The following is a 23,256-nucleotide window of genomic DNA, read 5'->3' on the forward strand; positions in this document are numbered from 1 at the left end:
TGGAAAATGGTCAATCGGTTGCGACACGGTGGATTTCATCCCGGAGGTCGCTGAGGAATGAACGGGCTTCGACGTCGAAGACGGCCATTCGGGTCAGGGCGTCCCAGCGGCGGCGGTGGGCGTCGACGAGTTCGGGTCCGCGGGTGACCATGCTGCCCGGGATCGGTTCGGCGGAGGCGAGGGCGTGATCCTCGTTCTCGTAGATCACGAAACCGTGCGGAATGGTGGTACTGGCCTCGATGTCCTGCGGAATCACCCCGATGGTGACCGTATCGAGGGTCTCGATCGAAATGATCCGGTCCAGCTGGGCCAGCAGCACGCGGTGTGGGCCGGGCCGAAAGCGCAGGGCCGCTTCGGTGATCAGGAATTCGAACTGCTTCGCGGGGTCGTACAGCACCCGCTGGCGATCCAGTCGCGCGGCGAGCGCGGCCGCGGCGGCATCGGGCGAATAGGGTGGATCGAAGGTGGCGAACACCCGTCTGGCGTACTCAGCGGTCTGTAGTAGGCCGGGCACCAGAGCGGGCTGGAAGTTCCGCACCACGTGCGCGTCTTCCTCGAAGGCCCGGACGTCGTCCTGTAGGTGCGGGCGGCCGGCTAGCGAAGTCGTCCAATCGCGCACCTCGGGTGAGTGCGCGGCCTCGGTGAGCGTGCGTAGCGAACTCTGAGAATCCGCCTCCGCCCCAACCGCTTTGGCCCAGTCGAGCACCTGGGGTAGCGGCGGCACCACGGTCCCCGCCTCGATCCGCGACAGCGTCGACTGACTGATCCCGACCCGTTTCGCCAACTCCCGCCCCGAGATTCCAGCGATATCCCGCAACCGTCGCAGCTCCGTACCCAACTGCTGGGCCGGGCGCGAGTGGCGCGCAACCGAACTCGCGGCGTTAACCGCCGCGATGCTCGCGCCCTCTGCGGGTCGATTCACTGGAACCATGATGATTCAGATCGAATCACCTTGATTCACAAGAGTCAAGCTTCGCCCGCTCACACCCTGAATCAGCCCTGGAATCACGCCAATATGAGGGATTGCGCGGTGAAAGACTCACCCGAAGACCCGATCCGATCCGGCGTGCGCCGATGGTGTCAGGCTGTGGCGGAGGGGTTTTCGAGGACGATGGCTACGCCCTGGCCGGAGCCGATGCAGACGCCGATGGCGCCGTAGCGGGCGTTGCGTTCGCGGAGTTCGGTGGCCAGGGTCAGGACGTAGCGGGCGCCGGTGGCGCCGAAGGGGTGGCCGATGGCGACGGCGCCGCCGTTGGGGGTGAGCTTCTCGTCGGGGATGGTGAAGCCGCCGAGCTGGTTCGGCAGTTCGCGCAGGACGCCGAGGGCTTGGGCGCTGAAGGCCTCGTGGACTTCCCAGACGTCGATCTGCTCGGGGGTCAGGCCAGCGCGCTGGATGGCCAGCGGCAGCGCCCAGGCGGGGCCCAGGCCCATGTACAGCGGATCGATGCCGTAGACCGCGGAGGACACGATCCGGGCCAGCGGTTCGACGCCGAGTTGGGCGGCGCGTTCGCCCGAGGCGAGGACCAGCGCGCTGGCCCCGTCGGTCAGCGGTGTCGAGTTCCCGGCGGTCATCTGCGTGGTGCCGGGCTGCGCGGGCAGGGCCGCGAGTTGCTCGGCGGTGGTGTCGCGAATGAACTCGTCGTGCTCGAACAGTCGTGCCGGTGTTTTGCGGGTGGCGGCGATCTCGACCGGCATGATCTCCTTGGCCAGTCGGCCGGAATCCCTGGCGGCCTTGGCGTTTCGCTGCGTGCGCAACGCGAACGCGTCGATCTCCTCGCGGGTCAGCCCGTAGCGGTCGGCCACGTTCTGCGCGGTCTCGATCATCCCGATATAGGCGTTACGCGCCAGCAAAGCCGGATTCGCCGGGCCGCCCGCTCCGGCCCACATGGTGTCGAGCAGAATCACCGGCCCGCGCGGCCCGAATGGCGAGTCCCCCTTCATGTATGCCCACCCCGACCGCGACATCGACTCGACGCCACAGGCGATTCCCACACCGAGATCCCCGGCCTTGATCGCGTGCGCCACATTGATTGTCGCGCTCAAAGACGATCCGCAGAATCGATTGATCGTCACCCCCGCCACGCTGTCCGGGAACCCCGCCGCCAGCGCACCCCAGCGCGCGACATCGCCCATTCCCTCGTGCGCCGGATTCACGCACCCCGCGACAATGTCCTCGATCTGCTCCAGCCCCACCCCGACCCGCTCACACGCCCCCTTCATGGTCATCCCGAGCAGATCGTCGGTCCGTAGATGCGACAGCGACCCGCCATAGCGGGCAAACGGTGTCCGCACACCACCGAGTACAAACGCCTCAGTCATCAACGCTCTCCCTCGATTTGGCTGTTCTCCCTGTGATTTCGACGCGAGCGTACCGCCGCTGTCACTCGTGGCCGCTTATTCGAGCCGCCGCCGTTGTCCGCTCGAGTCAAAGCTGTGGCGGTCCGGGGCAACCGCGGTTCCGGTCGCGGGGCTTACGGTTTGACGCCACGGGTTGTGTGGGCCCGGGATCCAATCGCGTTGTCGCTCCGGAGGAATCGGTGAGAAGGCTCTCCATTCTGGTGCTCGCAGCCCTGCTGCTTCCGATCACCGCGGCACCCGCGCAAGCCGATCCGCCGGAACGCACCGAGCGTGTCGTGCAGACGGGCGACGGTCTGATCGTCAGTGAGGTGACCCGGTACGCGCCGCTGCCGCCGAGCGCGGCCCGGCATTCCCCGGCCTGCGATTACATCACCTACCTGCGCTACCGGTTGGCGGACGGACCGGAGGATCCGCAACAGGCCGATACCGTGATCATCGGCCAGCCCGCGGCGCTCATGGCGGGATACAGCCTGGACGGATTGGCCCGCAATCTGGAACACCAATTACGGGACACCGGTAAGAAGGCCGAGTTCTGGGCCGTCCATCCGCGCAATATCTGCATGTTCGATCGGACCGGGCTGCAGGCCGCCAATGACGCGCGGGATTACCACCTCGCGTGGGATTACTACTTCGAGGGCAAGGAGATCGACGGCAAGAAGTTCGGCGGCTTCAAGGCCGACTGGGATATGCCCGAGGTCTCCGATATGGCGCTCGCACAGACCATGCGGGATCAGTACACGATCCTGAGCCGAGATCTGCCGGATCCCGTATTCCGCAAGGACCGCACCTTCTGCCTGGGCACCTCGGACGGCGGGTTGTGGGAAGCCGCGTTCGCCGCCTGGGATTTCAACGGTGATCCGGGGTACCGGCAGTGCCGGGCATTGATCACTCCGGAGGCGGTGCCGACGGTGGATCCGGCTGGGCTGCAACGTATTCCGGTAGCCCGCGACATTATCGGCGCGGTCGCCACCGTAGTCTACAACATCTATCTGGCGTTGTTCCATCTCGGCGTCAACCTGCCCGGTGGCGATCGGCTCGCGCTTTTCCCGACGACCCCGACGCTGGGCTTCATGTTCAGCCCGCGCTGGTGGACGCTCGTTTCGATTGCCGGAATCGCGGCCACCTATCAGCCGGATGACGAAACCGACCTCAACAAGCTGGCGATGCGGGACATATTCCTGAACATCAGCCTGCGGGTCAATTTCCCCAACAACTGGGCCGATATTCTGTTGGGCACCAATGGAATCGACACCTTCCGATTCACCAACCGGGCGTTTCTCGGCGAGCTGGTGGGCAATACCGCGGTGAACATCCCCTACCCGCCGTACAGCGTCGGTGTGCTCGACGGCGGGCCGGTGGTCCTCAAGGAAGCGCCCCTGCCGGGGAACATCCTGCCGAACATCCCGATCCTCGGTAAGTATCTGGCCACCATTACCGGCACCACGAATCGCGTCGGCCCCACCGACCACACTGTGCTGTACACGTGGCGCAAGTTCAACGAGCTGGACGGGCTGCCGTATGCCGATCCGTCCAAGCATTTCGTGGATATCGACTACTTCGCCCGGCAGGTCGGCAGCCCGCTCGGCTGGGCCAACCCGTACATGGCGCTGAAATGGACTGTCGCGAACCAGATCATGATCTGGTTCGGCGCGCGCAGCCAGGACCTGTCGGGCGTCCAGCACGTCGCCGAGGCCAATGCGCTGCCGTCGCTGACGATCTGGTCGAAGGACAGCCTCGAGGGTGCGCTGGTGTCGCCGCTGTTTCCCAACAACACCGAATTCGTCGAGGGGCCGGTGCATTACGACATCGGCAGTGCCGCACCGGTGCAGAACAATGGCGGGCCCGATCCGTACAGCTCCCGGATCACCAGCTACATCACGGATCTGGTGAACACGCCACCCGGACCGGCGCAGGGGACGGGCACACCGCCGGCGTTCGGTAGCTCCGATCCGCCGAATCTGTTGCCGCTCGGCGTCACCGGCAGTGCCGACGACGGGCGTGGCTCCGGTTCGGGCGGGCATTGAGTTCTGGGAGACGAGGAGGTTCGAATGCGTGCGCCCATTGCCATCGCGCTCTTCGCCGCGACCATGACGACCGGCGCGCTGTGCACGGCCGTGGCTCACGCGGAACCGGAGCGGTCGCCGGACCGTCAGGAGACCGTCCTGGATAGACGCGGCGACCTCATTATCAGCGAAGTCACCTGGGCCGCACCGCTTCCGGCCTCGGCCGGGCCGCATCCCGCACGCTGCGACACCCTGTCGTATCTGCGGCTGCGCATGGCCGACGGTCCCGACGACCCGGCCGACGCGGACGTCATCTACTCCGGGCAGCCCGGATTCATCGGCGGGCCACGATCATTGGGGCCGATCGCGGAGAACACCCTGCACGCCCTGGCCCGGACCGGCAAGCACGGTGAGTTCTGGGCGATGCAGCGGCGGCCCAGTTGCCTCGACGATCGGACCGGGATGGTCGCCGCCGTCGACCGGCGCGACTATCGGGTCGCCCTGGACTACTACTTCCACGGCGGCACCGTGGACGGGCGCACCTACGGCGGCGTCGTTCCGGTCGGTCAGCAGGCGTTCCTGAAGGATCTCGGCGTCAGATCCATTGTCGAGGACTGGCAGTACATCAACGCCCGGGAGATCCCGGATCCCGCTGTGCGCAAGCAGAAGATCTATCTGGGCGGTCATTCCCTGGGCGGCCCGTTGACCGCCTACTTCGCCGCCTGGGATTTCGCCGGGCACGCCGGATACGACGAGGTCGCGGGACTGTGGGTGCTGGACGCGCCGATGCAGCTCGACCCCGCGGACCTGGGTCGGGTGCCCGCGCTGAAGTGGGTCGTCGACCACCTGACGGGGCTGACCTACCAGGCCGCCACGGATCTGCTCGGCTCCGGTCTGCTGCCCTACGCGGTGAATCTCGGCCTGGTCGATCCCGCGCTCACCGGCATCGCGCAGGCGCTGCTCGGACTGAACGGGATCGAGACCAATACGCTGTTCCAGCTGGTGAGCATCGCGGGCCTCGCCGCCCGCTTCGAGCCGACGGCGGAAAGCGACATTCCGCGCAGCCTGCCGCGGGCGCCGGCGTGGGATATCGGCCTGTCCGCCTTGTATTCCCGGGATCTGTTCCGGCCCGTCGAACCCGACTTCCGGACTTGGCGGCTGACCAACCAGGCCATGCTCGCGTCGCTGATCGACAGCAGTACCAATCCCACGCCGTTCTCCGCGGGGCTCGGCAGCTATGACGGACCGGTCGTGGAGCGGAATCTGCCGGTGCCGCTGTCCTGGTTCACCGATCTGCCGATGATCGGCCCCCAGCTCAGGACGATCGTGCGGCCGCAGGTGGTGCCCGCGGATCCGGCCGGGCGGCTCAACGGCTGGCGCAACTACGACACCCTCGCCGAGGAACCGGCGGCCCCGGATGCGGGCGGTCAGCCGTTCGCGACGCCGCAGGAGAAGGTTTGCGACATAGAGCAATTCGCGTACTACTTCGGTGGCGGCGAACTCGCGGTGGGCTCGCCCTACGACACGGTCCGCACGGCGATGGACATCGTGTACGGCGTGCTCGGCTCGAAGACCGGTGATCTCGCGGCGCTGTGGCATCCCGACTATCTGTCCCGGGTGCCGTACGTCCGGCTGGCCAGCGGACTGTGGCAGCTGGCCTCGATCTTCGGCATCGACGCCGAACCGACCACCTATCTCACCAATATGCGGCATCTCGACTTCCCGTTCAGCGGCGCGCCGTCGAACGACGGCAGTCCGACGCCCGCCGACGCGCTGGTCGAACTGACCCGCCGCTGACGACTGCGAAGGAACCATGGTCACGCGAAAGAGATTCGCGCACTGGGTGATACCGACTCTGTGTGCGGCGCTGATGCCGATTCACGCGTTCGCCGCACCGGTGTCCGACGAGGTGCGCACCGAGACGGTCGTGGAGGCGGACGGGGATATCACCGTCAGCCATGTCCGGTTGTTCGACCCGCTGGCCGCGGGCAGCCTGCCGCATCCGGCCGCCTGCGATTGGGTCGAATAACCTGCGCTACCGGCCCGCTTCCGGACCGGCCGACCCGCAGCTGGCGGATGCGGTAGTGCTGTCGGAGGTCGGTGCGTGGCTGGGGGCGACCTCCATGGAGCTGGCGGCGCGCAATACGATTAACGCGCTCGGCGCACACGGCAAGCGCATCGAATGGTGGTCGCAGCCGCGCCGCACCACCTGCCTGTTCGATGACACCGGACTGCGCGCGGCCGCCGACGCGCGCGATGGCCGGGTCGCCTTCGACTACTACTACGGGAACGGAGTCGTCGAAGGGCACCGCTTCGCGGGATTCCATTCGAATGCCGAGCTGGGCTGGCTCGCCGACGTCGGTCTGGCCCGCTATGTCGAGGACATGCACACCGTGCTCAGCCGCGAGCTACCCGACCCGAACATCCGGCGCGCCAAGGCATTCTGCGGTGGCACCTCCGACGGCGGCCTGGTCGCGGGGGCATTCGCGGCCTGGGATTTCGGCGGCGGCGAGGAGAACGCCGGATACAACCAATGTGCGGCATTCCTGGGCATCGACTCACTGATCTCCACCGATCCGCTTGCCCTGCAGTCGGTTCCGGCGCTTCGCGAATTCGCCGGACTGGGCGGAGGTCTGTCGTATCAGGCGCAGGTCGCAGCCTTGCACGCCGGGATCCTGCCGGTGAGTTTCACCGGAATCCCGTATGTGGAACCGCGTTTCTTCACGCTGCTCGCCGTCCGGGGAGCAGCCGCCCACTACGCCCCGGACGAGGAAACCGACCTGCACCGCCGCTTGCCTTCGGACTGGATCGACGAAATCTCCACCCGCCTCGCCTTCGCGGGCACCTATGCCGACCTGTTCGGCGGCGGTAATGCGTTGCGCGACTACCGATTCACCAACACCGCCCTGCTCGGCATGCTGCTGGGCGACCACACCCTCAACATCGGCCCGATGCAGTTCGGCCTCGGCGTTCTCGACGGCGGCCCGGTGACCGCGAAAACCGTACCCTGGCCCGACAACCCTGATTCACCGCTGAGCGCCGTCACCGGCCGCGGCCCGCGCATGGTCCCCACCGACAAGACCGCCCTCTACACCTGGCGCGACTACGACCAACTCGACGGAATCGACTACGCCCCACCCGGATCCGAGGTCGTCAGCATCCACGACCTGGCAACCACCCTGGCCGCCGCCCCCGGCGATTCCCTCGGCTTCCTCGACCCCTACTTCGCCCCCCGCTTCCTCATCGACATCCAATCCGCCTTCACCGGAACCCGAACCGGCGACCTCGCCCCCATCCGCTTCGGCGACCGCATCCGCCAACGCCCGGTCCTCACCACCATCGGCACCAAATCCTGGATCGGCACAGCCGCACCCCTCTTCCCCTCCGACACCATCTACCTCGACAACTACACCCACACCGACGTCAACATGGCCGCCACCCACCAATTCGACAGCCGCCCAGAGGCAGTCAGCACAACCATCACCGACTTCATCCTCCGCAACCTCCCCTGACCCGCTCGAGTGCCGCTCAGCGGTCGATTCGGACGAGGATCTGCGGTAATTGGCGCGTACCGGCGGCAATTGGCGCGATCGGTCCCCGAGGCACGGAGGTGAATCGCGGTCTTTGATGCAGAATGCCCAGCGTGACACTGTCGGGCCGCGACAGCGGCGAAGTCAGGGGTAGCGAGCCGACCGAGCCGATATCCGCGGCGAGCGTCCGCCGACTCATCAACGAGGTACTGGCCCGCTACGGGTCGATCGAGGCCTTCTGCGACTACCTCCGCGGCCTCCTGGACGCCCCCACCGACCAGCTCCCCGCCCCGGCCCTGACGTCCCCGCTCACGGCGGGCCGCCACCGTCGCCGCGGACCCGCCTGAGGGATCAGCCCTCGGTGCCGGTCGTGAATCCCATGCCGTTCATGACGGTTGTGACGTGGGCGTCGAACAGGGTGTCGGTGTCGGACACCAGGTCTCGCAGACTGCCGAAGATCTCGGCGGAGATGAATCCGAGGATCGACGACCAGGCATTGAGGATGATGCCGGGGACCGGGCTGTCGGGCAGGTCCGCGCCGGCGAGCATCGCCGTCAGCAAGGGGCCGGATGCGAGCGCGGGGACCGCCGTCGCGGCCGGATCGGCGTCCTTGCTGGCGATTGCCGCGATGTAGACGGAGGAGACCGATGCCATGATGCGCCCGGCGGCCGGGCCGGTGTCCTCCGGTCGTGCCTGGTAGCCGGGGATGGGCGTGCCATTGGTCAGGGCGTAATCGGCGGGATGGGCCAGGGCCCAGCGACGAGTCGCGACACAGACCGCCCGCCACTGGTCGGCCGGTGACCGGCCGGGCGTCCGCAAGGCCTCGGCTATCGCATCGGCCTGGGAGTTGTAAGCATCCACGCACAGCGCGGTGATGAGCGCCGACTGGGTGTCGAAGTATCGGAAGATCGCCGCGGGCGACATGCGCATGGACCGCGCGATGCCGCGCAGCGTGAGGCCGCCGGTCCCGTTGTCCGCGAGCTGTTCCCGCGCGAGGGACTTGATCTCCGCGATGGTTTCCGCACGACGCTCGGCACGCCTGGTCACCCCACCCGTCGCCGTGCCCGCCATGGTCCGCCCTTCGTCGTTTCCGCCCAATCTAACACTTTGTGATCACTGCTCACGTCGTGATCGATGCGGTGTCGCATGCTCAGCACCGTTGAGCGGCAACGGGTATCGGAATCCGAGTGAGTGCAACCGGTTCGGGTAGTCGTACGCCCCGCTAACGTCTTGTGGTCGGACGCCTGATGCGGAGGAGTGTGCCTTGACCACGGAGTCGGCCATCGATGTCGAAATCTCGCTGCACCCGCTGGATGACCCGGTGCGGTCGTCGTTGCGGGGTGTGCACCGGCGGTTCGCCGCGTGGGAGGGGCGGATCGGGCGCTACGACCCGGAGGTCGCCAGGTTCTTCGGGCATCCGCCCGTGCTGGAGGAGCGGGATTGGACCGATCTGGCTACCCTGCTCGGCCCGGGCGGCGTCACCGCGCTGCGCGGCCACGGGCATGTACCGCCGGAGGGCTGGACGGTACTCGACACCATCGAGTCGTTGCAGATGGACGGCAGCGGCCTGCGCGTCGCCCACGACCCCGACCTCGAGGTGCTCACCACCGCCGACGTCCCCGAGATCCTCGAATTGATCGCCCGCACCGAGCCGGGCCCGTTCGCGCCCCGGACCATCGAAATGGGCACCTACCTGGGCCTGCGATCCGAGGGCCGACTGATCGCCATGGCCGGTGAGCGCCTGCGCCCCCAAGGCTGGACCGAGATCAGCGCGGTCTGCACCGACGCCGATTTCCGCGGCCGCGGCCTCGCCTCCCGCCTGATCCGCGCGGTAGGCGCCGGCATCCGCGCCCGCGGCGACATCCCCTTCCTCCACGCGGTAGCCCACAACACCACCGCCATAAGCCTCTACGAAACCCTCGGCTTCACCCTCCGCAAACGCTCCCAACTAACCTTCGTCCAAGCCCCGTAATATCACCGCCGTGCCCGAATCGCTCATGACGATAGAGGAGTTCGAGGAACTCGCGCGGGCGGCCGATCGTATTGCGGAAGGTGTGCGTCTCGAGGTCATCGATGGACAATTGACCGCCAAGGCAATGCCGGATGGGGACCACGCCCGAATCATCCAGTGGCTGATCCGGATCTTTGTGGTGGCCCGTCCGGAATTGTTCCTGACGCCTGAACAAGGGTTGAAGGTCGAGAGGTACCGCAAGGGCCGCGCCCGTCCGGACGGAGCCCTCGCGGGTGCTGATTCCTTTGTCGGCCAGGGTGAATGGGCTGATCCGGCTCCGGTGTTGATGGTCGTCGAGGTGACTTCCGACGATCAGGACACCGAACGCCGTGACCGACAGGAGAAGCCTCGGGCATACGCCGCCACCGGGATACCGGTCTACTCCTGGATTGGGTCCGCTGACCCAACCGCTCTTTCCGACAGGTGATCTCGGCGGGCGATGTCCAACGGGCGGGGGTGGAGGCAATAGGGTGTGCGGGGTCAGGTCGGACTCGATGCGAATAGGGGTATTGCCATGCTTCATATCTCGTCGCGCCTTGCCGGTGTCGGTATCGCGGCGCTCGGAGCGGCACTGATTTCGGCGGGGGATGCCCAGGCCGCGCCGCCGCCGGGTACGAAGTGCAATGACGGTGCCGCGGTCTTCAATACCAATGGTCAGTGTGTGCCGAACGGGAGCGAATGCTTCCTGACCGACGGCATTCTCTTCGGTTGGACCAACGGTGACACCGGACGCTGCGTGCCATTCGACTTTTCGCAAAGCTATTGAGCAGAGTTGACGGTGGTGCGACAGGTCTCATTTGCTCAACGATTGCTGTTGGGCTATTTGTGGTGTGTGGAGGCGTCAGTAGACAGGGCGAGGCGAAGTGGGGGCTGCAGTCTGCTGGGAAGGTGTCCGTTATGCGCGGTCTGTTCGAGCTGGTCGTGGTGTATCTCCAGCGAAAATGCCGCCCACAACACCGAGAGCTCGGCCTGGCCGAGATGAGCTTCGTCTGATCGAGCCACGGATCGAATTGCTCCGCTGATTACCTTGTCTCGGGCCAGGGAGACGGGTTGTCGGGCCAGAGTGTGGGGCCGGGGTCGCAGACCTGCGCGGGCTGCAACCTCGGTGCCGGGCCGGTACCGGCGTCGAAGGTCCAACGCGAGATGGGGCCCGCAGCCTTCCAAAATAGTTGTCCGCCATCGGATACGGCCTCATACATGGCCTCGTTGCCGTCGATCAGCTGAGAGCCTACGCAGTAGTCGTTGTATTCGGTCCCCGGCTGGATGGCTCCGGCGCTGAACAACCCGGCCGGGTTCGTGATGGCGCCGGGATTCGCCACCGTGCTCGCCGTCCCCACAGCCGCACCACGAGACCAGCGTGGTGCACCGGAAGGCCCTGTCCCGCAGTTGAATGTCCATCCACCGGCTACCACCGTCGAGCCCTGGGCGTGTGCCGTTCCCGCCCAGAGACAGTCGCCGGGACTCGCCGCCGCCGTGCCACTGGCCGCCACTCCGGCCAATCCGAAGGCACTGGCCGCCGTCACCAGAACGGCCATACCCCAGGGCATTTGGTGCTTCATAGAAGGCTTCCGCATGCGATTCATCGTCTCGCCGGGCGCGATCGGACACATCCGGTCACCACCCCCAACCCCGCCTCCGGAATCTCCCTGGCGGATCCCTGACCGTGCAGGTCAGTCGAGGAGTTCGTCGAGGTATTTGGCGGGGTTGTCGAGGAAGGTGCGGGTGATGCGGTAGTGCTCGGTGTCCTCGTACTCGACGAGTTCGATGCCGTCGTCGCCGATTTGGTAGATCCAGGCGTCCGGGTAGGACATCAGGATCGGGGAGTGGGTGGCGATCAGGAATTGGGATCGGGCGCGGACGAGTTCGTGGATGCGGGCGATCATCGCCAGTTGGCGGCTCGGTGACAGTGCGGCTTCCGGCTCGTCGAGCACGTAGAACCCGTGCCCGCCGAACCGGTGCATCAGCAGCGCGAAGAACGACTCTCCATGCGACTGTTCGTGCAGCGACACCCCGCCGTAGGAGCTGATCACCGGCGGTCCGGAGTTAGGTTCCCGATCCAGCTCCTCGATATTCGTGGCCACGTTGAAGAAGCTCTCCGCCCGCAGGAAGAACCCGTCCCGCGGCCGGTCCACCGACTTCACCAGCCGCAGATGCTCATTGAGCCGCGAATGCGAACTGCGCGTCGCGAAGTTGAAGTTCCGCGTCCCGCCCTCCGGATTGAACCCCCAATCCGTAGCGATGGCCTCCAGCAGCGTCGACTTCCCGCTCCCGTTCTCACCCACGATGAACGTCACCCGCGGATGCAACTCCAATTCCGACAACCCGCGCACCACCGGCAGCGAAAACGGATACTCCTCGAACGACGGCACCCCGGGCCGGTCGAGAACGGCTCGCCGCACATAAGGCCCGCTCACCGACGCTCCGCCTCTTCTACCGGGTGCACTGTATCCACCCGGCAAGTGTGCCCAGAAATAGCTGCCTTTGCCTCAGGGTTCTCACCCATTTCACGTGGACGGCGCTCTCCGCCCCGAGTAGCAACCGCCCGGTCCGAGGCGGTGTGACCGGAGTTACAGTGAGGAGGGGCCGAGCGGTAGGACATCGATGAGCACAGCGTCGCAGCGCAATCCCTGGGTGGCCGTGCGGCCGGGGGAGGATGTCGCGCGGCTGGCGCGGCGGGTATCGCTGGCGCATTCGGTATTTCTGGAGGGCGAGGTGCGGCCGGGCGGGCCGCTGCGGCCGGTGGTGCTGGATTCCTGGCGGCGCAGTCAGGGGAGGGGAGTCGACCCCGACGGGCTCGGGCGGGTGGCGGTCGCGGATTCCGAACTGCGGCAATACCGTGCCGCGCAGCCGATCGCGTCCATTCTGCCGGTCGTGCGCAAGCTGCTGGTCGAGGACGCGGTGGATGCCGGGCTGCTGGTCGCGATCAGTGATGCGCACGGGCGGCTGCTGTGGGTCGAGGGCGATACGAAGGTCAAGGATCGGGCGCACGGGATGGGGTTCGTCGAGGGCGCGGACTGGAGCGAGGACCGGGTCGGGACCAATGCGCCGGGGACGGCGCTCGCGTTGGACCATCACATTCAGATCTTCGGGGCCGAGCATTTCAGCCGGATGGTGCACGACTGGAGCTGTTCGGCCGCGCCTGTGCATGATCCCCTGAGCGGGCAGATCATCGGGGCTGTCGATATCACCGGAGGGCCCAGAGTGGCCGCGCCGGAAGCCCTGTCACTGATTCGCGCGACCGTGGTGGCGGCGGAATCGGAACTGCGGCTGCGGCTGCTGGACGCGCCGCGGGTCCGCCCGGAGCGGCTGCGGCTGCGCGTGCTCGGTTCGGTCCGTCCCACGCTCGAGCGGGGCGAGGAGCGAATTCGACTGTCGCAGCGGCACGCTGAGATCCTGGTGCTGCTGGCCGCGCATCCGGAGGGGTTGAGCGCCGATCACCTGGCGCTGCTGCTCGATGACGGGGATCTGGATCCGGTGACGGTGCGCGCGGAGCTGTCGCGGCTGCGGAAGACATTGGGCGGGAACGCGATCGGATCCAAGCCCTACCGCCTCCTCGCCGACCTCGACTCCGATGTGGACGAGGTGCGCCACGCGCTCGACCGCGGCGATCCGGCCGCCGCCCTGCGCGCCTATTCGGGCCCGCTGCTGCCGCGCTCGCTCGCGCCGGGCATCGCCGAGATCCGCGCCGGGCTGCGTGGTCGCATGCGCGCGGCCCTGCTGCGCTCGGGGGAGTGGCGTTTGCTGGCGCGCTGGACGGAATCCGCCGACGGCTGCGACGACCTGGCGGCCTGGGCGGCCTACCGGGACGCGCTGGACCCGCGCTCCTCGCTGTATGCCCAAGTGCGGGAGCAGCTTCGACTCCTGGATAAAAGACTGGGCGTTTGACCAAAAACCTGCAACGTTGGTCCAACATCCACGCTCGTAGTGTCCTGGCTCACATCTGATGCGTCCGTCAGTAGATCGAGGAGCCACAGCATGACCGTCTACGCCCGGCCCGGAACCCCCGACGCCGCCATGAGTTTCCGGTCCCGGTACGACAATTGGATCGGCGGGCAGTGGGTCGCGCCCGTCAAGGGGCAGTACTTCGAGAATCCGACCCCGGTCACCGGCGAGAACTTCTGCGAGATCGCCCGCGGCGCCGCCGAGGACATCGAACTCGCGCTCGACGCCGCGCATGCCGCCGCACCGGCGTGGGGCAAGACCTCGCCCACCGAGCGCGCGGTGATCCTCAACAAGATCGCCGACCGGATCGAGGAGAACCTCGAGATCATCGCGCTCGCCGAGACCTGGGACAACGGCAAGCCCATCCGCGAAACGCTGGCCGCCGACATCCCCTTGGCCATCGACCACTTCCGCTATTTCGCGGGAGCCATTCGGGCCCAGGAGGGTTCGCTCTCGGAGATCGACCACGACACCGTCGCCTACCACTTCCACGAGCCGCTGGGCGTGGTCGGTCAGATCATCCCGTGGAACTTCCCGATCCTCATGGCTACCTGGAAGCTCGCGCCCGCGCTGGCGGCCGGAAACGCGGTGGTGCTCAAGCCCGCCGAGCAGACCCCGGCCTCGATCCTGTTCCTCATCGAGCTCATCGCGGACCTGCTGCCGCCGGGTGTCGTCAATATCGTCAACGGTTTCGGCGTCGAGGCGGGCAAGCCGCTGGCTTCCAGCCCGCGCATCCGCAAGATCGCCTTCACCGGGGAGACCACCACCGGGCGGCTGATCATGCAGTACGCCTCCCAGAACCTCATCCCGGTGACGCTGGAGCTCGGCGGCAAGAGCCCCAATATCTTCTTCTCCGATGTGCTTTCGGGCGATGACGACTTCCAGGACAAGGCGCTCGAGGGCTTCACCATGTTCGCGCTCAATCAGGGCGAGGTGTGCACCTGCCCGTCGCGCGCGCTCATCCAGTCCGGCATCTACGACGAGTTCCTGGCCCGTGCCGTCGCCCGCACAGAGCTTGTGCGCCAAGGCAATCCGCTCGATACCGAGACCATGATCGGCGCGCAGGCCAGCAACGACCAGCTCGAGAAGATCCTGTCCTACATCGAGATCGGCAAGGGCGAGGGCGCGAAACTGCTCACCGGCGGCGAGCGCGCCGACCTCGGCGGCGACCTGTCCGGCGGCTACTACGTGCAGCCGACCATCTTCACCGGCGAGAACTCCATGCGCATCTTCCAGGAGGAGATCTTCGGACCCGTGGTGTCGGTGACCTCGTTCGAAACCTACGAGCAGGCAATCGATCTCGCCAACGACACGCTCTACGGCCTGGGCGCGGGCGTCTGGTCGCGCGACGGCTCCATCGCGTACCGGGCGGGCCGCGACATCCAGGCCGGCCGGGTGTGGACCAACACCTACCACCAGTACCCCGCCCACGCGGCCTTCGGCGGCTACAAGCAGTCCGGCATCGGCCGCGAGAACCACCACAAGATGCTCGACCACTACCAGCAGACCAAGAACCTCCTGGTCAGCTACGCCCCCAAGGCCCAGGGCTTCTTCTGATGCCCGTGCCCCGCCGGGTACGCGCCACCGCGGCGGCGATGGATCTCCTCCGTCGCCTCCGCGATGCGCACGGCCCCCTCATGCTCCACCAGTCCGGCGGCTGCTGCGACGGGTCCGCCCCGATGTGTTATCCCGCAGGCGAATTCATCATCGGCGACCGCGACGTCCTGCTCGGCGTACTGGATCTCCGGCTCCGGGCAGGCGACCCCTCGCTCACGCTGCCCGACCCGGAAGACGCTGTCCAGGTGTGGATCTCGGGCCCCCAGTTCGACGCCTGGCGTCACACCCAATTGGTCCTCGACGCGGTCCCCGGCCGCGGTGCGGGCTTCAGCCTCGAAGCCCCCGAGGGCATGCGTTTCCTCACCCGCGGAAGGGTTTTCGCCCCCGCTGAACGCTCGGCCCTCGAGGCGTCGGAGCCCACCACCGGCGCAGCATGGGAGCAGGGCCACCGCCCCACCCTCACCGCCACCGAACCGCAAGTAGTCGCCCACGCCATCGACGCCTGCCCGATCCCCGGCCGCACCTGACCGCGGCGGAGGTGTCCGGTCTTGCTCTGGTCGATTATGGCAGCGCGGTCGTCTGACCGCTGTTCGAGACGATGACGGTATTCCCGCCGGAGTGCTTGGCCTGGTACATCGCGGTGTCCGAGGATCGTAGGGCCTGTGCCAGCAGCTGAACGGCGCAACTTCCGTTCGTGTTCGTGGTGTCGAATACCGTGGCGCCCACGCTGGCCGTGATGTGTACGGGCAGGTCATCGATGTCCGCGATGGCCTGCCGCACCGCCTCCGCTACGACACAGGTGGCCTCGGACGGTGGGTGGCCGACCAGCGCGAACTCCTCGCCGCCGATTCGGGCGACGAGGAATCCGGTCCTCACGTTCCTGAGTCGCTCCGCGGTGTGTGTCAGCGCGCGGTCTCCGACGGTGTGCCCGAAGCGGTCGTTCACGGCCTTGAATCGATCGAGATCGACCGATATAACGCAGATTTCGCCGCCCCGAACCGATGCGGTCAGGCCGGGCAGGTAGTAGTCGAGTCCACGCCGGTTGAGCAGGCCGGTCAGCGGGTCGGTGAGGGTGTCGATGCGCAGCAGCCAATAGCAGAACTGCAGCGCGGGCAGGACCAGGACGGTGGCGGCCACCATGATCAGGACGATGGCGACGGCCAGGGGCGCGTCGCCGATCGGCGCTCCGGCATCGAGTCGCATGGTCAGTGCCAGTATCGACAGCAGCGACCAGACCGTGTGCGCGGCAAGGGCTTTCGGGCCGTGGAAGATGCTGAGGTAGCCGCCGGTCACCACGAGCAGCATCGCACCCAGCGACCCGTAGACGCGATCGCTGTCCAGCAGACAGGACGCCGTGATCGCGACGTCCGCCGTGCCCAGCCAGATCAGCGACTCGGTCGCGGAGGGCCATGGCAGCAACCACCACCGCAGCGCCCAGCCCGCGGCCAGCACGCCGACCGCGACGACGACGAGTCGGCCGACGCCCCCCACCGGACCCGCCGGAGACAACACGGTCAGAATCGCGATCGCACTCAGCACGGCGCCGCCGAGCGCGACTATGAACCGCATCAGGGACAACGCCGAGGAGGACTCCAGCGTGGCTGTCAGTCCTCGATAGTCGACGCGATCCTGCCACCAGCAACGCAGCAGTGCCCGATGTTCACCCATTGCCTGTGCCTCGCGATCGAAATCCGCGTGCCCGCGAGGGCCTGACTTCGATTCTCGAACCCGTGGATCACAGACCACGCCGTCCGTGCCACCTGCGTCAGCGGCCGGGCGCGACGCGTACACCAGGCAACGAGTCTACTCGGCACAACCGCCGCTATCACCGCCGTCCAGTAGTCGGCGGCGGGGTGGGCCGCCGCGGTCAGCTGCCGTGTTGGCGGAGCCACCAGCGCATGGGCTCGAACGTCGCGATGCACTGCGGGTTCGGTGAGTCCGAACCGGTTCCGAAGAAGTTGACGCAGATGAACATCAGGGGGAAGACGAGGGCGTCACCCGGTCCGCTCGGGGCGCCGGGATCCGGTGGGTCGGCCCACGCCGACGCTCCGCCGAAAACCATCACCGCGAGCGCCGCTGTGACCACCACAAGCAAACGGAACGGTTTCATAGGTTGACCGTATCGCTCGCACCGCACTCGGTTCCGCAAGACGCTGAATGACGAGGCCCCCCCGATCCACATGGATCGAGGGGCCTCGATTGGGGTGGCTGACGGGACTCGAACCCGCGACACCCAGGATCACAACCTGGTGCTCTACCAGCTGAACTACAGCCACCATTGCCGGTAACTTCCGGCGCGGTAGAGCTTAACTTGTTCCCCGGTCGAGTACCTAATCGGCTGTTCAGGTGGGGTTTAGCCCGCCTCGGGGGTGGGGTTGGAGAGTTCGGCGGCCACGGCGGCGATCTCGGCGGTGGAGGGGCCGGGCGGGGCGACGAAGGCGGTGCGGCGGTAGTACTGGAGTTCGCGGATGGATTCCTGGATGTCGGCGAGGGCGCGGTGGGCGAGGCCCTTTTCCGGCTGGCCGAAGTAGATGCGGGGGTACCAGCGGCGGGCCAGTTCCTTGATGGAGCTGACGTCGATCATGCGGTAGTGCAGGTGGCCGTCGAGGGTCGGCATGTCGCGGGCGATGAAGCCGCGGTCGGTGGCGATGGAGTTGCCGGCCAGGGGGACTGTGCGCGGGGTGGGGACGTACTGCTTGATGTAGTCCAGGATCTGCTGCTCGGCTTCCTTGACCGACACGGTGGAGCGGCGGACCTCATCGGTGAGCCCGGAGCGGGCGTGCATCTCGGTCACCACCGGCGGCATGGCGGCCAGCGCGGCGTCGTCGGCGTGGATCACGATGTCCACGCCCTCGCCGAGGATATTGAGGTCACTATCGGTCACAAGCGCGGCCACCTCGATCAGCTTGTCGCTGTCGAGCCGTAGGCCCGTCATCTCGCAATCCATCCACACCACGTATTTGTCGGACACGCGCCAAACACTAGCCCTTCCGTGCGTTTCGCCCCCGGTACCCGGCCGCGTCGAGGCCGCTCACCTGTGCGACCGGGCAGTATCGTTCTCACCATCCGCGCGTACAGAGCGGTCGGCATGTTGGTTGGGCAGTTCCAGAGAGCATCACGTTCGCAGGGCAGTCGCAGTTGGCAGAGCAGACGGAGGAAAGCGCGATGACGACCCCGCAGGAGAAGGCAGCGGCGGCACGGAAGGCAGCCGAGGACGCGGCGCGGATCGCGGCGGAGGCGGCGGCCGCGGCCGAGGCGGCGGAGAAGGAAGCGGCCGATCAGGAGGCGGCGCAGCAGGCGGCCGAAGCCGCTGCCGCGGAACCGGATTCCGGCAAGAAGGCGAAGAGCGCGGCCACTGCCGGCGGTTCGGGAGACAAGGACGAGGCCGCGGCGCAGGAGATCGCCGCCGGATACGCCATGGAGGGCCTGGCCCTCGAACTCGGCACCGTCATCACCGGCGGCACCGTGCACCCCGATGCGCGCGTGCGGATTCCGATGAAGACCATGAACCGCCACGGGCTGGTCGCGGGCGCCACCGGTACCGGTAAGACCAAGACCGTGCAGGGGATCGCCGAGCAGCTCTCGGCGGCGGGCGTGCCGGTCGTGGTAGCCGATATCAAGGGCGACCTCTCGGGGCTGTCGCAGCCGGGCCAGTCCAATGACAAACTCCTCACCCGCGCACAGGAAACCGGCGACGCGGACTGGAAACCGCAAGGGTTCCCATGTGAATTCGTCTCGCTGGGCACGGAGGGCATCGGTGTGCCGATTCGCGCCACCATCACCTCGTTCGGGCCGATTCTGCTCAGTAAGGCGTTGGGGCTCAACGAAACCCAGGAATCCACCCTCGGTCTGATCTTCCACTGGTCGGACCAGAACGGCTTCCCGCTGCTGGACCTGAAGGACCTGCGTGCGGTCATCCAGTTCCTCACCAGCCCGGAGGGCAAGGAAGATCTCAAGGGGATCGGCGGCGTCTCCGCGCAGACCGCGGGCGTGATCCTGCGCGCGCTGGTGAATCTGGAGGCCGACGGCGGCGACACGTTCTTCGGTGAACCCGAATTGGACCCGGCCGACCTGATGCGCAGCGCGGGCGGCATGGGCGTCATCACCCTGTTCGAGCTGGGTGCGCAGGCCGCGCGCCCGCAGATGTTCTCGACCTTCCTGATGTGGGTGCTGGCCGACCTGTTCCAGACCCTGCCCGAGGTCGGCGATATGGACAAACCCAAGCTGGTGTTCATCTTCGACGAGGCGCACCTGCTGTTCAACGGCGCGTCCAAGGCGTTCCTCAACCAGGTCGAGCAGACGGTCAAGCTGATCCGCTCCAAGGGCGTCGGCGTCTTCTTCTGCACCCAGCTGCCCACCGACATCCCGAATCAGGTGCTCTCGCAGCTGGGCGCCCGCATCCAGCACGCGTTGCGCGCGTTCACGCCGGAAGATCAAGCGGCACTGTCGAAGACGGTTCGCACGTATCCGAAGACCGCCACCTACGATCTCGAAAAGGCGCTCACCTCACTGGGTATCGGTGAGGCCATCGTGACCGTGCTGTCGGAGAAGGGCGCGCCCACCCCGGTCGCCTGGGCGCGCATGCAGCCGCCGCGCTCGCTCATGGACACCATCGGTGACGACCAGATCCGCGCTCGCGCACAGCAATCCACGCTGTACGGGAAGTACGGCACCACGGTGGACGCGGATTCGGCCTACGAGATCCTGGCCGAGAAGCTGGCGGCCGCCCAGCAGCAGGCGGAGGAAGAACCCCCGGCCAAGTCCTCCCGCTCGACGAAGGCGGCCCCCGAGCCGGAATCCATGGCCGAGAAGATCGTCAACAACCCGGCCTTCAAGAACCTCCTCCGCTCCGCCGCCACCGTGGCCGGGCGCGAGATCAGCCGCAGCATCTTCGGCACCCGCAAACGCTGACCGGACGCCCCGTCATCCCGGCATGAGCGGGAATGACGGGGCTTTCTGCGGTGGCCCGGGTGCCTCAGTTGCCCATCTCGCGGCACATGAGGTCCTCGATGGTTTCGCGACGGATCAGCTCCCGGCAGCGGCCCTCGTTGATGGCGATGATCGGCGGGCGGCCGATGCCGTTGTAGGAGGAGGCCAGGCTGTGGTGGTACGCCCCGGTGCAGGGCATCGCCAGAACCTCACCCGGCCGCAGATCGGCGGGTAGCCGGACGTCGTGGGCGAGGATGTCACCGGCCTCGCAATGCCGTCCCGCGATGGTGGCGGTCATGTGCGGGCCCGTGGGGTGACGGTTGACCACCACGGCGTCGTATTGCGCACCGTAGAGGGCCACACGCGGGTTGTCGCTCATCCCGCCGTCCACCGTCACATAGGTGTGGCCGTCCTCCACGTGCTTGACCGACAGCACCCGGTAGAGGGTGATGCCCGCGCGGGCGACCACGGCCCGGCCGGGCTCCAAAGCGATTCGGGGCCTGGGGAATCCATGCCGGGCACAGGCCGCGTCGAGCGAGTCCTCGATGATGTCGGCCAGCTCGGCCAGATTCATCTCCGCGTCCCCGCTGCGATAGGCGACCGCATGCCCGCCACCCAGATCGAGTTCGGTCAGCGTGACACCGAATTCGTCACGGATGCGCGCCATCTCGCCGATCATCCGCCGCACGGCCTCGCCGTAGGGGAAGGTGTCGTGGATCTGCGACCCGATGTGGCAGTGCAACCCGGCCAGCTCCAGATTCGGTTGCCGCACAATGCGATCCACCGCCTCCCACACCGCGTGCCCGCCGATCGGGAAGCCGAACTTCTGATCGGTGACCCCGGTGCGCACCGCCGGATGCCCGTGCACGTCGATATCGGGCGTCACCCGGATCAGCACCCGCTGCGGCCGATTCGCCAGCGCGGACAGCAGCGTGATCTCGGTGGGGGAGTCGACGACGATGCGCCCGACCCCGCAGTTGATGGCCGTCTCCAGTTCGGCGAACGGCTTCCCGTTGCCGTGCAGCACGATTCGCCGCGGATCGGCCCAGGCCGACAGTGCCACCGCCAGTTCCCCGGCCGAGCACACATCGAGCGAGAGCCCCTCGTCGGTGATCCATTCGGCTACCGCGCGGGTGAGCAGCGCCTTGCCCGCGTAGATGATCTCGGCGTCGGGGAAGCGCTTGCGGTATTCCTGGCAGCGCCCGCGCACCTCGCCCTCGTCGAGAACGTAGGTCGGGGTGCCGTATTGATCGGCGATATCGGCCAGTGCCACCCCGCCGACGGTGATGCGCCCGTCGTCGTCGTAGTGGGTGTCCCGGGGCCAGATGGCCGGGTCGAGCCGGGGCGTCATGCCCCCGTCACGCAGCGACGGAAAGATCTCGAGCAGCGTCAAGGCATCTCCTGTGGGCGTCCCCGCTTTCTCTTCTGCGGGGCCGACATCAGGACTACGCCGGTACCGGCGCCGGTGTACATCCGGCTACGCGGCCTTGACGCCGCTCGCGCGGATCCTTACGCGATGTTGACCTTGGTGGTATTCACTCGCCCAGCTTCTTGTAGGCGGCCCCGGCCACCACCGAGGTGATCGAGCGCGGCCCGAACTGCCCGGCCAGGCTCATACCCTTGCTGATCAGGCCCGGAACCACGCGCATCTTGTTGCGGGCGAGCGCGTCGATGGTGATCTTGGCGGTGTGGGCGGCGGTGACCCAGATGAACTCCGGGATCTTGTTGCCCATCTCCTCCTGGTCCGGATTGTCGGTGCGCACGGGCCCGGGGGCGAGCAGCGTGACGTGCACGCCGGTGCCCTTGAGTTCGCCGCGCAGCGACTCGGAGAAGGTGTTGACGAACGCCTTGCTCGCCGAATACGTGGTGTTGTGCGGAATCGGCATATTGCCCGCCGCGGACCCGGTGATCATGATGCCGCCCGCGCGCCGCTCCAGCATGCCGGGCAGCACGGCCAGCGTGAGATCGTGCACCGCAACGGCATTGAGTTCCATGATGTCGCGCTCGTAGTCCAGATCCAGCTTGGCCAGCGGCCCGAAGGTGGCGACGCCGGCGTTGTTGCACAGGATCGCGATATCGCGCGCGGCGAGTTCCTTGGTCAGCGGGGCGCGCTGGTCGCGGTCGGACAGATCCACCGCGCGCACCTCGGCGGTGATGCCGTACCGCTCGGTCAGCCGCTGCGCCAGCTCGGCCAGCAGATCGCCGCGCCGGGCGACGAGGATCAGCGAGTAGCCCCGCGAGGCAAGCTCTTCGGCGAGGGCGACGCCGATCCCGGAGGAGGATCCGGTGACGACGGCACGATTGTCGGCGGTGGGTGCAGGCAGGCTCACGACATCGCAGCCTACCCACACCCCGCCCCGGGGCTCACCCCGTGGCCGTATCGGTCAGCCCGCGTTGCCGGTGCACTGCGATTCGCTGATGTGCACTTCGCTCGGCTCGGCGCTGCCGAGGCTGACCAGCAGCGGGTTCGGGCTCGTGCCGCTGGCGGCGATGGCGTTGCTCTCGGCCATCGCCTTGGTGCGGCCGATGCCGGTGAACAGGTTGCCGTCGCGGTTGGCGATGGCGGCGCATCCGTTCACGAACCGGACCTTCACGTAGCAGTTGGAGACCCCGCACTCGTGGACGGCGGCGGCGTCCGCGCCGCCCTGATCGGTGTAGTTCCAGGCGGTGCCGAAGCTGTAGTAGTAGCCGTCATCGCCGACCGCGATCGCGCCGTAGAGGTCACCGGCGGCCTGCGCGGTGCCCGCACCGCCGACGAACAGTGCGGTGGTGGTCGAGGCCACCATCGCGAGGGCGGCTTTACGAGACAGGTGCATTGAGAGTTCCTCCCCCAAGATCGATTTATGGTGCCTCGCGATCATGGCAGGGCGGTACGACAACTCCGACCATCTGAATCGGTTGCCGTATAGGTCATTTCAAACGACGA

23 protein-coding genes and 1 tRNA gene are annotated in these 23,256 nt (G+C 67.2%); 12 read left to right on the forward strand and 12 right to left on the reverse strand.

The genetic code is table 11. The features are described 5' to 3' along the window. Positions 1 to 10: 10 nt before the first annotated feature. Positions 11 to 922, reverse strand: coding sequence for a helix-turn-helix domain-containing protein (locus ACAM49_RS14295; RefSeq protein WP_369635973.1), 912 nt, complete (start codon positions 920 to 922; stop codon positions 11 to 13). 158 nt (positions 923 to 1,080) lie between these two features. Beyond that, the gene (locus ACAM49_RS14300; RefSeq protein ID WP_369635974.1) at positions 1,081 to 2,319 is read right to left on the reverse strand and encodes an acetyl-CoA C-acyltransferase; all 1,239 of its coding nucleotides are present in this window, start codon (positions 2,317 to 2,319) and stop codon (positions 1,081 to 1,083) included. Positions 2,320 to 2,537: 218 nt separating this feature from the next. On the opposite strand from ACAM49_RS14300, the gene ACAM49_RS14305 reads away from it, so the two are divergent. The 5 genes from ACAM49_RS14305 (at position 2,538) to ACAM49_RS14325 (ending at position 8,238) form a co-directional block, all read left to right on the forward strand. Continuing rightward, positions 2,538 to 4,382, forward strand: a complete 1,845-nt coding sequence (locus ACAM49_RS14305) for a hypothetical protein (protein ID WP_369635975.1) — start codon at positions 2,538 to 2,540, stop codon at positions 4,380 to 4,382. Positions 4,383 to 4,406: 24 nt separating this feature from the next. Next, positions 4,407 to 6,158: a hypothetical protein gene (locus tag ACAM49_RS14310; protein WP_369635976.1), complete on the forward strand. Its 1,752-nt coding sequence runs from the start codon at positions 4,407 to 4,409 to the stop codon at positions 6,156 to 6,158. A gap of 73 nt (positions 6,159 to 6,231) precedes the next feature. Next, entirely contained in the window at positions 6,232 to 6,390 is a 159-nt protein-coding gene (locus ACAM49_RS14315) for a hypothetical protein (protein ID WP_369635977.1), read from the forward strand. Between the two features lie 55 nt (positions 6,391 to 6,445). Then, entirely contained in the window at positions 6,446 to 7,873 is a 1,428-nt protein-coding gene (locus ACAM49_RS14320) for a hypothetical protein (protein ID WP_369635978.1), read from the forward strand. Between the two features lie 131 nt (positions 7,874 to 8,004). Continuing rightward, complete coding sequence (locus ACAM49_RS14325) at positions 8,005 to 8,238, forward strand: hypothetical protein (RefSeq protein WP_369635979.1); 234 nt, start codon at positions 8,005 to 8,007, stop codon at positions 8,236 to 8,238. A 4-nt stretch (positions 8,239 to 8,242) separates the two neighbouring features. Here the strand turns inward: ACAM49_RS14325 and ACAM49_RS14330 are convergent, their stop codons facing one another. Then, the gene (locus ACAM49_RS14330) at positions 8,243 to 8,962 is read right to left on the reverse strand and encodes a TetR/AcrR family transcriptional regulator (RefSeq protein WP_369635980.1); all 720 of its coding nucleotides are present in this window, start codon (positions 8,960 to 8,962) and stop codon (positions 8,243 to 8,245) included. A 193-nt stretch (positions 8,963 to 9,155) separates the two neighbouring features. On the opposite strand from ACAM49_RS14330, the gene ACAM49_RS14335 reads away from it, so the two are divergent. From ACAM49_RS14335 to ACAM49_RS14345, 3 genes are all read left to right on the forward strand, one after another. Further along, positions 9,156 to 9,863, forward strand: a complete 708-nt coding sequence (locus ACAM49_RS14335; protein ID WP_369635981.1) for a GNAT family N-acetyltransferase — start codon at positions 9,156 to 9,158, stop codon at positions 9,861 to 9,863. 10 nt (positions 9,864 to 9,873) lie between these two features. After that, positions 9,874 to 10,329, forward strand: coding sequence for a Uma2 family endonuclease (locus ACAM49_RS14340; RefSeq protein WP_369635982.1), 456 nt, complete (start codon positions 9,874 to 9,876; stop codon positions 10,327 to 10,329). Between the two features lie 87 nt (positions 10,330 to 10,416). Further along, entirely contained in the window at positions 10,417 to 10,668 is a 252-nt protein-coding gene (locus tag ACAM49_RS14345) for a hypothetical protein (protein WP_369635983.1), read from the forward strand. A gap of 256 nt (positions 10,669 to 10,924) precedes the next feature. Here the strand turns inward: ACAM49_RS14345 and ACAM49_RS14350 are convergent, their stop codons facing one another. Both ACAM49_RS14350 and ACAM49_RS14355 read right to left on the reverse strand, forming a co-directional pair. Continuing rightward, the gene (locus ACAM49_RS14350) at positions 10,925 to 11,239 is read right to left on the reverse strand and encodes a hypothetical protein (protein ID WP_369635984.1); all 315 of its coding nucleotides are present in this window, start codon (positions 11,237 to 11,239) and stop codon (positions 10,925 to 10,927) included. 333 nt (positions 11,240 to 11,572) lie between these two features. After that, positions 11,573 to 12,316, reverse strand: coding sequence for an AAA family ATPase (locus ACAM49_RS14355; RefSeq protein ID WP_369635985.1), 744 nt, complete (start codon positions 12,314 to 12,316; stop codon positions 11,573 to 11,575). Between the two features lie 187 nt (positions 12,317 to 12,503). On the opposite strand from ACAM49_RS14355, the gene ACAM49_RS14360 reads away from it, so the two are divergent. From ACAM49_RS14360 to ACAM49_RS14370, 3 genes are all read left to right on the forward strand, one after another. Beyond that, a complete protein-coding gene (locus tag ACAM49_RS14360) occupies positions 12,504 to 13,787 on the forward strand; it encodes a transcriptional regulator (protein ID WP_369635986.1) in 1,284 nt (427 codons plus the stop codon). Positions 13,788 to 13,877: 90 nt separating this feature from the next. Further along, entirely contained in the window at positions 13,878 to 15,401 is a 1,524-nt protein-coding gene (gene adh / locus ACAM49_RS14365) for an aldehyde dehydrogenase (RefSeq protein WP_369635987.1), read from the forward strand. Continuing rightward, complete coding sequence (locus ACAM49_RS14370; protein ID WP_369635988.1) at positions 15,401 to 15,928, forward strand: DUF779 domain-containing protein; 528 nt, start codon at positions 15,401 to 15,403, stop codon at positions 15,926 to 15,928. The genes adh and ACAM49_RS14370 overlap by 1 nt, the downstream gene beginning before the upstream one ends. 34 nt (positions 15,929 to 15,962) lie before the next feature. Here the strand turns inward: ACAM49_RS14370 and ACAM49_RS14375 are convergent, their stop codons facing one another. The 4 genes from ACAM49_RS14375 to orn form a co-directional block, all read right to left on the reverse strand. Beyond that, entirely contained in the window at positions 15,963 to 17,069 is a 1,107-nt protein-coding gene (locus ACAM49_RS14375; RefSeq protein ID WP_369635989.1) for a diguanylate cyclase, read from the reverse strand. A gap of 199 nt (positions 17,070 to 17,268) precedes the next feature. After that, positions 17,269 to 17,511 carry a hypothetical protein gene (locus ACAM49_RS14380; protein WP_369635990.1) on the reverse strand — a complete coding sequence of 81 codons (243 nt, stop codon included), beginning with the start codon at positions 17,509 to 17,511 and terminating at the stop codon, positions 17,269 to 17,271. 90 nt (positions 17,512 to 17,601) lie between these two features. Next, a tRNA-His gene (locus ACAM49_RS14385) sits at positions 17,602 to 17,677 on the reverse strand. A gap of 77 nt (positions 17,678 to 17,754) precedes the next feature. Further along, positions 17,755 to 18,372, reverse strand: coding sequence for an oligoribonuclease (orn, locus tag ACAM49_RS14390; protein WP_369635991.1), 618 nt, complete (start codon positions 18,370 to 18,372; stop codon positions 17,755 to 17,757). A gap of 194 nt (positions 18,373 to 18,566) precedes the next feature. Between orn and ACAM49_RS14395 the strand changes: the two genes are divergently transcribed. Next, positions 18,567 to 20,312 (forward strand): helicase HerA-like domain-containing protein, encoded by a 1,746-nt coding sequence (locus ACAM49_RS14395; protein WP_369635992.1) that lies wholly within the window; start codon positions 18,567 to 18,569, stop codon positions 20,310 to 20,312. A 64-nt stretch (positions 20,313 to 20,376) separates the two neighbouring features. On the opposite strand, the gene lysA is transcribed toward ACAM49_RS14395, so the two are convergent. The 3 genes from lysA to ACAM49_RS14410 form a co-directional block, all read right to left on the reverse strand. Further along, positions 20,377 to 21,723 (reverse strand): diaminopimelate decarboxylase, encoded by a 1,347-nt coding sequence (gene lysA, locus ACAM49_RS14400; protein WP_369635993.1) that lies wholly within the window; start codon positions 21,721 to 21,723, stop codon positions 20,377 to 20,379. Positions 21,724 to 21,865: 142 nt separating this feature from the next. Beyond that, entirely contained in the window at positions 21,866 to 22,660 is a 795-nt protein-coding gene (gene cmrA / locus ACAM49_RS14405) for a mycolate reductase (protein ID WP_369635994.1), read from the reverse strand. Positions 22,661 to 22,714: 54 nt separating this feature from the next. Continuing rightward, positions 22,715 to 23,146 (reverse strand): DUF4189 domain-containing protein, encoded by a 432-nt coding sequence (locus tag ACAM49_RS14410; protein ID WP_369635995.1) that lies wholly within the window; start codon positions 23,144 to 23,146, stop codon positions 22,715 to 22,717. Between the last annotated feature and the right edge of the window lie 110 nt (positions 23,147 to 23,256).

This window comes from Nocardia sp. JMUB6875 (genome assembly GCF_041154655.1).
Lineage (GTDB): Bacteria > Actinomycetota > Actinomycetes > Mycobacteriales > Mycobacteriaceae > Nocardia.

Excerpts from the sequence above, each read along its gene's own strand:
- ACAM49_RS14300 (WP_369635974.1), bottom strand. The coding sequence starts at position 2,319 with ATGACTGAGGCGTTTGTACTCGGTGGTGTGCGGACACCGTTTGCCCGC.
- ACAM49_RS14310 (WP_369635976.1), top strand. The coding sequence starts at position 4,407 with ATGCGTGCGCCCATTGCCATCGCGCTCTTCGCCGCGACCATGACGACC.
- ACAM49_RS14315 (WP_369635977.1), top strand. The coding sequence starts at position 6,232 with ATGCCGATTCACGCGTTCGCCGCACCGGTGTCCGACGAGGTGCGCACC.
- ACAM49_RS14330 (WP_369635980.1), bottom strand. The coding sequence starts at position 8,962 with ATGGCGGGCACGGCGACGGGTGGGGTGACCAGGCGTGCCGAGCGTCGT.
- ACAM49_RS14345 (WP_369635983.1), top strand. The coding sequence starts at position 10,417 with ATGCTTCATATCTCGTCGCGCCTTGCCGGTGTCGGTATCGCGGCGCTC.
- ACAM49_RS14360 (WP_369635986.1), top strand. The coding sequence starts at position 12,504 with ATGAGCACAGCGTCGCAGCGCAATCCCTGGGTGGCCGTGCGGCCGGGG.
- adh (WP_369635987.1), top strand. The coding sequence starts at position 13,878 with ATGACCGTCTACGCCCGGCCCGGAACCCCCGACGCCGCCATGAGTTTC.
- ACAM49_RS14370 (WP_369635988.1), top strand. The coding sequence starts at position 15,401 with ATGCCCGTGCCCCGCCGGGTACGCGCCACCGCGGCGGCGATGGATCTC.
- ACAM49_RS14375 (WP_369635989.1), bottom strand. The coding sequence starts at position 17,069 with ATGGGTGAACATCGGGCACTGCTGCGTTGCTGGTGGCAGGATCGCGTC.
- ACAM49_RS14380 (WP_369635990.1), bottom strand. The coding sequence starts at position 17,511 with ATGAAACCGTTCCGTTTGCTTGTGGTGGTCACAGCGGCGCTCGCGGTG.
- ACAM49_RS14395 (WP_369635992.1), top strand. The coding sequence starts at position 18,567 with ATGACGACCCCGCAGGAGAAGGCAGCGGCGGCACGGAAGGCAGCCGAG.
- ACAM49_RS14410 (WP_369635995.1), bottom strand. The coding sequence starts at position 23,146 with ATGCACCTGTCTCGTAAAGCCGCCCTCGCGATGGTGGCCTCGACCACC.